Source organism: Micromonospora sonchi, assembly GCF_014646235.1.
GTDB classification, from domain to species: Bacteria; Actinomycetota; Actinomycetes; order Mycobacteriales; family Micromonosporaceae; genus Micromonospora; species Micromonospora sonchi.
Window position 1 is genome coordinate 78,360 of record NZ_BMNB01000002.1, and the last position, 11,294, is coordinate 89,653.

An 11,294-nucleotide genomic window follows, 5' to 3' on the forward strand; every position below is an offset into this window, starting at 1 on the left:
TTAACTGTCATTATGATGTCTCGACGGTATGTCCGTTTCGTGGGGACTATTTATCGGATTGCCGTAACCGGTAATCCGATAAATAGAGTCGGTGTGGCTCCAATCGCTTCTTGGCGAAGAGAGTGATGCTGCATGCCGGCAGTGACCCGTCGCCCACCCGCCCTGCTCGGTGAACGCGGACTTGATGACACCGCGCCGGAGCACGCCTACCGGGAAGCGCTCTTGCGAGTCGGGCTTCTACCGTGAACGATCGGGTGCCGTGCCGATCGTAGGGATGGACGCCGAAATCCCGGTGAACCGCCTCCTCAACGCGTCAACGCCGCGACGGGCTGACCTGGTCGCCGGCATCGTGGCCGGCGCCGCCGAGCATGCTCGGCGGCTATGCGCGGCTCCCCGCGTCCGAACGTGTCGACCTTTCCCACGATCTCCCTCTCTGCTGCGATGTCGACCGAGCCGAGTTCGCCATGGTCGGCGACCTCCGCGAAGGTCACGTTGTCCTCGCGGAGGTGCCGTGCTGAGACAGCCAGCCTCCCTGCCTGCCTGTTGTTTCTCTGGAGGGGACGGTCGAACCTCGTTCCGGTCGGAATGACAACCGCCGCGGCGGGGGGCCACGACTCGGCGTACGCCGAGTCCGCTCCACCCAGCGAACTCCATCAGCGTCGACGGTCGCCCGATGAGCAGCTCGAACATCTCGCCCCAGGCGCTTCGATCAGGCAGGCCGAGCAACTGCGGGAGTTGCCAAACTCGACCGCTCCGAGGCCGAACCGGCGCCGGTACTGCGAGGGAGCCAGCCCCGTCTCGCGGCGCATCAACGTGCGCAGGTTGGCGGTGGTGCCGAGCCCGCTGTGCCGCGCTACCACCTCAAGGCGTGCCTCACCCAGCTCGATCAGCCGACATGCCAGGTCAAGTCGTTCCCGAGTGAGCCACGCCAGCGGTGTCGTACCCAATCGCGCTTGGAAACGGCGGTGCAGCGTCGCCGGACTGACCGAGGCGTGCCTGGCCAGGTCAGCCACGGTCAGCGGCACGTCGAGCCGCTCCTGGGCCCATGCCAAGGTGGACGCGAGGGACTCGTCGGGAATGTCGGGCGCGGGGCGCTCGATGAACTGCCGCTGGCCGCCGTCGCGGTGTGCCGCGAAGACCAGCCGTCGACTGACCGAGTTGGCGATCTGCACGCCGTGGTCTCGGCGGACGATGTGCAGCCCGAGGTCAAGGGCGGCTGCACTCCCCGCTGCGGTGAGGATGCCGCCGTCGTCCACGAACAGTACGTTCTCTTCGAGCCGGACGGCGGGAAAACGGTCCCGGAAGGAGTCCGCCCACTGCCAGTGCGCGGTCGCCCGGCGTCCGTCGAGCACCCCGGCCTCGGCAAGGGTGAAAGCGCCGCTGCAGAAGCCGACCAGTCTCGTGCCGCGAGCGTGTGCCCGCCGGATGGTATCGAGTACGGCTGGGCGGCGGGGCACGTCGGTGTCGGACCGGTTGGGGACGATCAAGGTGTCTGCCGTGTCAGCCGCCTCCAGGCCGGACACCCCGGTCAAGGTGAAGAAGCCGTCCCGCATCAGCGTGCTCGGCTCGGGCGAGCAGAGACGGAAATCGTACAGATCGCGTCCGACCTCGGGTCGATGCAGGCCGAAGACCTCTGTTGCGCAGCCGAGCTCGAAGGGATTCGAGTTCTCGTCCACGATCACGACGACGCGGTGGAGCCGCGTCGAAGAGGCTGGCTGCGAGGATTCTTGCGGCACGTGCGATTTCTAGCACTCACACAGAGCATGCTCAACGGGCAAGGATTCACTCATGAGCCATGAACCCATCGCCCTCAGCGCGGCCCTGGCCTCCTTCGAAGCGTTGTGGAGCCCCCGCATCGTCACGCGCGTCAACGACTACGACGTGCGCGTCGCCAAGGTTGCGGGCGAGCACATCTGGCACGTCCACGACGACACCGATGAGTTCTTCCTGGTGCTCGACGGGGAGTTGTGCATCTCGTTGCGCGAGCCCGCTGGGGAACGCACCGTCCGGCTTGCGCAGGGCGCGGTCTTTACCGTCCCGCGAGGCACGCAGCACAGGCCGTATGCGCCCGCCGGCGCGGCAATCCTGATGTTCGAGCCCACAGGAACACCGACAGTCGGCGACCGCCACGACGAGATCCCCGACCACATCGACGCGACGACAGGGCGCCTTCTCGAGGCCGAAAAAATGAACGCAGCACCGCACGAGATCCCCTAGCCTCGCGAGGAGAGTCCACGCCCGACCGACACGAAGAGGAGACCGATCATGAGGACGTCCAGCGGTTCCCGCGGCCCCTTGTCCGTCTCCATCGCCGGAAAGGCACTTCGTGTCAGGTCTGTTCGAGAATCCTGTTGACCCCTTTCCCACCGGCGACAACTCCACTCCGGCCGCCAGTGTCCGGCGCTTCCTCCTGCGGACGTTCCGGCCGCTACGGCCGGTCGCGGCGGCTGCCGTCGCCACGACGATCCTGTGCGCCGCCGTCGAGGTGTGGCTCATCGGGTACGCGGGCCGCCTGGTCGACACCCTCGCCGCCACCAGCCCGAACACGCTCTGGACCCGCCACGGCACCGAACTGCTCACGGTGGCCGTGTTCGTGCTGCTGGTCAGACCGCTGATCAACCTGGTCGGCGAGACCCTGGACGACATCGCGTTCCGGGCCAACGCCCGCCCGCTCGCCCGCTGGCGGGCACACCGGCACGTGTCCCGGCAGTCCGTCGGCTGGTTCCGCGACGACCTCGCCGGGCGCATCGCCACCTGGGTCCGCGATGGCGGCGAAGCCGCCAGCACCGCCGCGTACTCGGTCATCCACACCTTGGTGTTCGTGATCGCCTACGTTGCCGGCTCGGTGTGGCTGATGTCCGCGATCGACGTGCGCCTGCTGTTGCCACTGGGCGCCTGGGTCCTGGCGTACGCGCTGCTCATGCGATGGGCGGTACCGCGCTACCGACGTGCGTCGGAACGCCTGCAGGACGCGGAATCCGCGCTGACCGGCCTGCTCGTCGACTCGTACGCGAACATCGACACGCTGGCACTGCTCGGCGGTCAGGACGCCCGCACCGAGCACGACGTCCAGGTGTTTGCGCGCGCCAGAAGGGCACACCTGAACCTGCAGCGGATCGAGGTGACGATCAACAGCACCATGATGGCGTTGGGCAGCGCACTGCTCGTTGGACTCGTCGGATACGGAATCGCTCTCTGGCGTACCGACGCCGCGCCCATCGGTCTCGTGGCGGCCGCGTTGGCGCTCAGTTTCCGGATCACCGCGATGGCGGAGTGGCTGCTGGACGCCATGTCGTCGCTGCTCGGGTCCGTCGGCGCGCTCCGGCGGGCGCTGCGGACCATCGCGCAACCACTCGCCGTGGCCGACAAACCGCAGGCAACCCCGCTGCTGGTACGAGGCGGAGCGGTCAGCTTCGCGCACGTCAGTCACCACTACGGCCGCGGCGAGGGCGGGCTCGACCGGTTGACCCTCGACGTCGCCGGCGGTGAGCGCGTCGGCCTCGTCGGCCGGTCCGGCGCGGGCAAGTCCACGCTGGTCGGCCTCCTACTGCGGTTTTACGACGCGGAGTCCGGCACGATCATGATCGACGGCACCGACGTCAGGGACGTGACGCAGGAGAGCCTGCGCGGCCAGATCGCCCTGGTTGCCCAGGACGCGACGCTGCTGCACCGCTCCATCCGCGAGAACATCGCTGGTCCCGGCGCCGTCGACGACATGCAGATCGAGGCGGCGCTGCGCCGGGCATCCGCCGACAGGTTCGTCGCCACGCTACGGGACGCGGATGGCCGAACCGGCCTGGACGCACATGTCGGGGAACGCGGCGTGCGACTGTCGGGCGGCCAGCGGCAGCGGATCGCGCTGGCCCGCGCGTTCTACCGCAACGCGCCGATTCTGGTCCTGGACGAGGCGACGTCCGCGCTCGATTCCGAGGCGGAGGCCGCCATCCACGACACGCTCGACGAGGTGATGATCGGCCGTACCGTGATCGCTGTCGCGCACCGGCTGTCCACCATCGCCCGCATGGACCGGATCGTGGTCCTCGACACCGGCCGGATCGCGGAGCAGGGCACCCATGCCGAACTGCTGGAACGAGGCGGAATCTATGCGAACCTGTGGTCGCGGCAGTCCGGTGGTTTCCTCGGCACAGCCGTTGATCAGGACGGGACGCCGGCGCCGGAGTGGCGAGGGCCTGCAGGTGGTGGGGCACGGCGGGCATGACCAGGCTCCCGAGCCCGCCCCAGCGCCGGATTCACCTTCACCGTGTTGGGCGAGGGCGTAGCCGGGCGGGCGGGCGAACCTACCCGCCCGGCTGGGTGGCTCCTCGGCCTCAACCAAGGGTTCTACGCCGCGCCGACTGGCTCGACCTCGATCTGGATCATCTTCCGGAGCCGCTGGAACGCCGCCTCCAATTCGGCCGGGTCGGCGGCGCCGAGCACCAGCACGCCGTGCCTGTCCGCGGACTCCCGCACCGGCCGGATCAGATCACCCGCCCGCAGGGAGAGATCGGCGGCGAGTACGCAGGGATCCGCGTACAGCTCCGCCCAGCCCTGTACCCGGCGTACCCGCCCGGCGGGCAGGACGAGGAACTCCGCACCAGCCGCCCGGCTCGCTGCCGGAAACGACGGGACAGCCAAGTCCAGCAGATCGTCGATCAACGCCCCGTAAAGCTCGAGATCGGGATGCACATGCTCCACCATCGCGTGGATGAAGTCACCGCCGGGCCGGGCGTGGATCTCGCCCAGCACCACGTTCGGGCCGTCCAACCAGAACTCGACATGGAAGATCCCGTGAGTGATGCCGACGGTTCTGAGGGCACGCTCCACCTCCTGCCGCGCCAACGTCGCCGTGGCGGTGTCCAACTGCGCCGGAACGCGGTGACCCGTCTCGACGAAGCCGGCGCCCGTGCTCTTGGCCGTAAGTGAAAGCACGACCGGCGCCCGGTCGCGCACCACGCCTTCGGCGGAGAACTCCGGCCCCGCGACGAAGGTTTCGATGAGAAAAGGTGCGCCGGGGTTGAGCCTCGCGATCGCTCGGGCCAGCTCGGCCGGGTCCGCGACAAGGGACACGCCCACGCTGCCCATCCCGTCGCGCGGTTTCACGATCCACGGACCGGGCGCCGTCGTGGCCAGGAAATGCCGCGCCGAGGGCTCGTCGGTCACCACGGCGCAGGTCGGTTGGCGGAAACCGGCCGCCCGCAGCGCCCGCCGGCACAGATCCTTCGTGCGGATCGTGCGTACCGCGTCCGGGTGGTTGCCGGCGAGCTTGCGCTCGTCGGCGACCGCCGCGACCGACTCGACGCACATTTCCCGAAACGTCATGACCGCGTCGATGCACTCGCGGTAAGTGGCCGCCCAGGATCGGGCGGCACCGGCGTCGTGCACGGGGAACGCGACGACGTCGTCAACCAGCTTCGGCGCGAACGCCCGCAGATTGGTCGGCGTGTCGGCACCGACGAGCCGCACTCCGCGGCCTCTGGCCTGCGCGCTGAGCCGGCGCATCTGATCACGCCCGTGTGGCGTGGTCGACGCGCAGCCCAGCACCAGGACGGTGGACCGGGACACGATCAAGCCTCGCTGATGCCGACGCGGACCGCGTTCACCGCCCTGACCAGGCTGTCGTGAACCCGGTCGGCGCCATCGCCCACCGCCAACACCGCCCCGACGGTGCTGGACATGTAATCCGCAGGCGGCAGTTTCACCAGCGTTCCCATCGGGCGTTCAAGCACCACGTGGCGGACCCCGGGAACCGTCAACGCCTCCGCAAGGCCGTCGAGCCCGACCAGCACTCCGGGACGGTCCGCCATGATTTTGCGGACGCCCGCGTACAACGGCTGCCCGCCACCCAGTTCCGGGCGCTGGCCCGTAGCCACCCGGATGACGTTCTCCGCGAACGGGTTTCCGGTCGCCAGGCCGACGAGGTGGGAGGTGATGAAGTCACCGCCCACCCGGGCCGCGATCTCCACCAGTCTCGCTCGGCCGTCCGGGCTCACCATGCACTCCAGGTGGAAGGTGCAGTTGTCCAGACCGATCGCGGTGATGACCGTCCTGGTCAGCTGATGCACCCGCGCCGACACATCGGCCGGCAGCAGGCTGGGGAAGGTGTGCGCGAGTTCCAGCCGAAACGGCTCAATGGTCTGCTTGTCGGTGATGCCGGCAATGACGATGTCGCCCTGGCTCACGAAGCCCTCCACGCTGTGTTCGGTGCCGGCGAGGAACTCCTCCAGGATCAGTTCGTTCGGGTTGTCCAGGAACACACGGTCAACCTCGGGCCGGGTGTAGTGCATCAGTGCGTCGAACGCGCCACGCAACTGCTCCTTGTCGCGCAGCACGAAGATGCCCTTGCTGCCCGAACCGGACGTGGGCTTCAGGACAGCGGGGAAACCGACGTCGTCGACGGCCTTGACGAGCTCCTCCCAGGTGGTGACCCGGGTGAACCGCGGAATCGTATCGGGATGTCCGGCCAACGCCTCACGCATCAGATACTTGTTGCGCGCGATGCGTGCCGCCGCCACCGAGGGCGCGGCAAGCCCGAGCCGCTCGGCGATGCGGCTCACGGTCTCCACGTCGCGGTCGGACCACGTGACCACACCGGCGACCGAATACGCGGCGACGATGGCCTCGACCGCGCCGTCCACCGCAGTCTGGTCGTAGGTGTCGACCTGGTGCACGACGCGCACGATTCGGTCCGGCAACCCGGCAGGCACTGTGTCCGCGATCAACGCGACCCCGTATCCGAGCCGGTGGGCCGCCTCGATGGCGGCGCTGTGCTCCAGGTGCGTTCTGCGCAGGTTGAGGAAGATGACGACGGGCTCAGACATGTGCTCGTTCCTTCGTGGCCACGTGGGCGCGACCGTATCGGGCTTGATACCACTGGTTGTCGAAATCGACGATATCCAGGGCTGCGGGGGCGCCCAGTTGCGCCAGCCGGTCCACGTGCGCCTGGTACAGGCTGCGCAGCAGCTCGCCGATGGCCATGCCAGCGCGCAGGTCGGACAGCGTGTACGGCTCCCCGGCAGCGCGCATGAGGCGGAAGTCATGCATGCCGGGACGGTCGGAGCCGTCGACGACGACGCCGAACGGCACGCGGATGGCGTGTCGGACGCTGTTGGCGACGTGCCCAGTGTGGTGCTGATCGGACCAGTCGGTGACGTCGGCCATGGTCGGCGCGAAGAACCAGTCACGGTCACCGCTGCGCTGGTGTGCCCCGACGGTGTGCGGCAGGTAGTGCCACCCGTTGTACCGCATGCGGGCGCTGATCGCCCGAATGACCTGAGGGAGTTGCTCCGGCACGTCGGTGAACAGCTCGATGAATGCCTGACTGGGTGTGACGCAGCAGTAGAACGCGTTCGTCGTCCACGCCACCGGGTCCATGCGGTGCTCGCGTACCGCCCGAACCAACTCACCCATCCACCGCGGCCCGCGGGACATGCCGACGTCCGATGCGGTGGCGTCGGTGGCCACTTGCACCAGTTCGTGCAGCACCTGCTCGAAGTAGCTGGTGAACCCGTCCGCGCCGGGCTGGTACAGGTCCGTCATCTTCTGCGCGCATGCGGTCCGCACGGCCGCGAAGTCGGCCGGGATGGGACAACGGAGAAGGAGGGCGAACGTCTTCACCACCGCTGGCGGCACGTCCGCGAGCGTGATGGGCGTGGCCGTCAGCTGCTCCTGCTTGTTCAGGTTCAGGCCCTGGATCACTCGGTACGGCCGGGTGCCGGCCGCCAGTGCCGCCGCCCGCCCGGCCGCGCTGGCCCGCGCCAGCACGGACAACCGCTCCCCGTTGGCAAGGCCCGCCACGTCCGGCTCGCTGGCGCCGTAGCTGGCGATTCGCTGCCGCAGGAAGGTCGTGAGCCGGTCCGGACGCAACTGCGTCCCGCTGAACTCCTCCGCCCGCACCGGCGGGCCTGAGGTGATGAGAGCGTGCAAACAGGCCAGGAAACAGGCATCCTGCGCGGCCCACTGCCTCACCGGGGTGGCCGACAGCGCATTGAGCAGACAGCGGGGCGAGTCGGTCCGTAACGACCTGCCCACCAGGTTGCTTCCCTTGCCGAGGTTGGTGTAACAGCCGTCCCCGGTGTACAGCAGCACCGGGGCCATGTGCTGCAGCGAGAAGCGGACCTGCTCGATCATGGCGGCGATCCGCTCGATGGGCAGCACGGCCAGCCAGGATTTGATCGCCTCAGCCTCGGCAGCGTCCCGCTCCGCCAGCGCGGTCAGCTGCGCGCTCAACTCGGTCGGTCGGCCGGCCGGCCAGCCGACCGAGCCGAGAAGGTGTACGTCGTCCGGCGTCTGCTGCCCGGCGGAAAGCATCCGCAGACGTCCGGTACGGGTCAGCACAAGCCGGTCCTCATCGTCCCGGTACGCGGCGAGCACGGCCCCAGCTTTTTCCGCCACCGCCAGCAGGTGCTCCTCGGGGCGAGTCAGCGCGGCCAGTCCGATCGGGACCGGAATTCGTTGCCCGAGCGACGCGGCGTACCGGGCGGCCTCGGCCACCCGGGCACATCGGGAACTGCTTCGGGCAACCCCTTCAACCAATGCCGAAAAGCCCTCGGCACGCAAAATCCCCACCCGATTCCCCCAGGTCTCAAAAGCACGTGACATGATCTGGCTGGTGCTCCAGCCGCGATTGCTCGATCGGGAAGTTGGCAGTTCGTCGACCTGGTCGGCGCCGGAGCGGCGCCAACCAGGTAGCTGCGGATGTCGATGTTACTCGCATACCTGGGCGCCGGCCGTACCGTTTGTCTGCTGTAGACTGTCGTAATTGTGATAATAAATTAACTCGGGGCTGGCGCGGTTCGCGCACCGGGCCGTGACCTGCCTGCCCGCCACCATCGACGGACCCGACCACTGGCTACCGGAGCACTACGCGGGAACCACCTGCACCCTGCCGGCTGCCGTGCGGGCACGCTCCTCGGCCTCCTCTGGTGTGCCACCGGTGGCGATCACCGAACCAACCCGGTCCCACGAGGACCGTAGATCGGCCAGCCGGTCACCCGGGCGGCGCAGCAGATCGACCCGTCGTACCCCCGGCTCGTTCTGCGCCGAAGCCACTCCCTCGATGGTGTCGATCAGACCGGGTTCCGCCGTGACGAAACGGATTGCCGCCGCACCGGCCGGTTCGACGGGAGGCCGTATCTCCCGGCCGGCCAGCAACCAGACCCACAGCTCGGTGAGGTTGGTGCCGTAGGCGAGGTCGATCAGATCCAGAATCTTGTCGCCGGGTGGCCGGCCGGCGCACTCGATGAGAAAGATCTTGTCTCCGGCGCGTACCCATTCCGCGTGCAGGATCCCGGTGTCGAAGCCGACGGCGCGCACCAGCTGCTCCGCAGCCTGCCGCCACGACGCCAGATCACCGCAGTCGGCGGCGGGCGCCGGCACGACGTGGCCCAACTCGACCGGGTGCGGTCCGGCGGCGGTCCTCTTTGCGGTCACGTTGACGAACACGACCCGTCCGTCGGCGACGAGGCACTCCGTGCTGAGCTCCGGGCCGTACAGCCGATCCTCAACCAGGTAGCGCCACGTCATCGGCCGCTTCGCCACCTGGTTACCTTCATCCGCCTGCGAGCACTCACGCCAAGCCGCAGCCACGTCGGCGCCGGCGTCGAGCAGCACCACGCCGAGACTCGCCTGCCTGTTCGCCGGCTTCACGACGCATGGGCGTCCACGGGCGAAGTCCGCGATGTCGGCCGCCGAGCCGATCTCGCGGAACCCCGGGCTCGGCATGCCCGCCCCCGAGGTGACCTGACGAAGCGAGATCTTGTCCCGGAGGATCTGCGCCGCAGCACGTCCGGCCCCCGGCAGGGCGAGGAGGTCGGCCGCGCGGGCAGCAGCCGTCACCGCGTACTCCAGACCTGGTGCGACCGCGTCGATGCCGTCCAGTCCCATGACGACGTCGAGGAACTGGTCGTCCTGCTGGTACCGGCCGAACACAACGTCGGCAAGGCAGGGATGCCTGCTTGCCTTCGTCGCCAAGCCTTTGCTCTCCCAGAGATCCTGCTCCTCGAGTACGACGACGCCGATGGCCGGCTGCACACGGTCCAGGGCCGCGAGCACGCCGTCGTTGTAACCGATCAGAAGTAATCGCATGATCAGGCGGTCCTCCGTGCGGGGTGGCGCAGGTAGGGCACAGCGGCGAGAACGCCGAAGACGGCGACGGCGCCCCAATACACCGGCTGCAGGTGGTGTTGCATGGCGGTGGCGAACAGAGCACCACCGCAGAAGGCGCCGATCGACTCGCCAGCGGTGGCGGCGACCTGTCGAAGGTTGAACAACTCCACGACCGGACGGCCACCGGGAATCTCGCTGAACGCGGTGTTGACCGTTGGCGTGAAGAAGGTTTCGGCCAGCGAGAACACCGCCACCACCGCGAACACGCCGATCACCGCCGCGCCACCGAACGCCATCACCGCGAACGCCGCACCGAAGATCATCACACCGACGGTCAGGAAGCGGACCGACGATGTTCCCGTGGTCATGCGACGGGCCACATATGCGGAAACAGGCACCTGGAGCAGTACGACGAACACCGCGTTGGCGGTGAAAAAACCAGCCCGCAACCCGACGGATTCCGTCACATGGACGACGTGCAGCGCGATCGCGCTGAAGAACTGCGCGTACAGGAACCCACCCACCGCGGTTATCAACGAGACGCGCCGCACGTGTGGATCGGCCACCACGGCGCGGAGCAGACCAAGGCGCAGCGGGGGACGCACATCTCCGTCCCTCGGTCGCATTCCCGCCGGTACGAGAAGCGCAACCGCCATGGCCGCCAGCACGTACATCCCGGCCGCCACCAGCAGCAGCGGCGTGTACATGTCACGCCCGAGCATGATGTTCGCCAGGATCGGCCCGAGCGCCGCGGACACGTTGACCGCGACCTGGATCGCCGAGAACACCGTGTTGCGCGCGGCCGCGTTCTCCAGGGACATCGCGACGTACACCCGAGCCATGAGCCCGTTGGTGCTGATGCCGGTGCCGGCGAGGAGCAGGCAGCCCACGATGCCGAGGCGGCCCGGCATGACCGGCAGCAGAGCGAACCCGAATGCCGCCATCAGCAGCCCGGAAATCATGGCACGGCGAACAGGAACGTGGTGCAGTACGGTCGCACAGAACAGCGACGCGCCGCGTACCGCGAAGTTGAAAGCGAACAGCGCCGCCCCGATGAACCAGGGACCTGCATCCGGGAGCAGACGTCCCAGCAACGGCGGCAGGACCGGGAGAACCGCGAAGAATCCCAGGTGGGACAGCAGATAGTCGAAAACGACCGGCACGCTCACACGTACAGGCGTCATCCCCGC

8 protein-coding genes are annotated in these 11,294 nt (G+C 68.3%); 2 read left to right on the forward strand and 6 right to left on the reverse strand.

All coding sequences use genetic code 11. The features are described 5' to 3' along the window. Window positions 1-653: 653 nt before the first annotated feature. Window positions 654-1,682, reverse strand: coding sequence for a GlxA family transcriptional regulator (locus IEY61_RS02570; protein ID WP_229705630.1), 1,029 nt, complete (start codon window positions 1,680-1,682; stop codon window positions 654-656). A 106-nt stretch (window positions 1,683-1,788) separates the two neighbouring features. On the opposite strand from IEY61_RS02570, the gene IEY61_RS02575 reads away from it, so the two are divergent. After that, window positions 1,789-2,217, forward strand: a complete 429-nt coding sequence (locus IEY61_RS02575) for a cupin domain-containing protein (RefSeq protein ID WP_189040596.1) — start codon at window positions 1,789-1,791, stop codon at window positions 2,215-2,217. A gap of 109 nt (window positions 2,218-2,326) precedes the next feature. Next, window positions 2,327-4,219, forward strand: a complete 1,893-nt coding sequence (locus IEY61_RS02580) for an ABC transporter ATP-binding protein (protein WP_189040597.1) — start codon at window positions 2,327-2,329, stop codon at window positions 4,217-4,219. Window positions 4,220-4,341: 122 nt separating this feature from the next. Here IEY61_RS02580 and IEY61_RS02585 read toward each other — a convergent pair whose 3' ends face one another. From IEY61_RS02585 to IEY61_RS02605, 5 genes are all read right to left on the reverse strand, one after another. Next, on the reverse strand, window positions 4,342-5,562 hold the full coding sequence (locus IEY61_RS02585) for an ATP-grasp domain-containing protein (RefSeq protein ID WP_189040598.1): 1,221 nt from the start codon (window positions 5,560-5,562) through the stop codon (window positions 4,342-4,344). 2 nt (window positions 5,563-5,564) lie between these two features. Continuing rightward, on the reverse strand, window positions 5,565-6,818 hold the full coding sequence (locus IEY61_RS02590; protein ID WP_189040599.1) for an ATP-grasp domain-containing protein: 1,254 nt from the start codon (window positions 6,816-6,818) through the stop codon (window positions 5,565-5,567). Then, window positions 6,811-8,490, reverse strand: a complete 1,680-nt coding sequence (locus IEY61_RS02595) for a hypothetical protein (RefSeq protein WP_189040600.1) — start codon at window positions 8,488-8,490, stop codon at window positions 6,811-6,813. The genes IEY61_RS02590 and IEY61_RS02595 overlap by 8 nt, the downstream gene beginning before the upstream one ends. Before the next feature lie 369 nt (window positions 8,491-8,859). Continuing rightward, on the reverse strand, window positions 8,860-10,083 hold the full coding sequence (locus tag IEY61_RS02600) for an ATP-grasp domain-containing protein (RefSeq protein WP_229705631.1): 1,224 nt from the start codon (window positions 10,081-10,083) through the stop codon (window positions 8,860-8,862). A gap of 2 nt (window positions 10,084-10,085) precedes the next feature. Continuing rightward, window positions 10,086-11,288, reverse strand: a complete 1,203-nt coding sequence (locus IEY61_RS02605) for an MFS transporter (RefSeq protein WP_189040601.1) — start codon at window positions 11,286-11,288, stop codon at window positions 10,086-10,088. Between the last annotated feature and the right edge of the window lie 6 nt (window positions 11,289-11,294).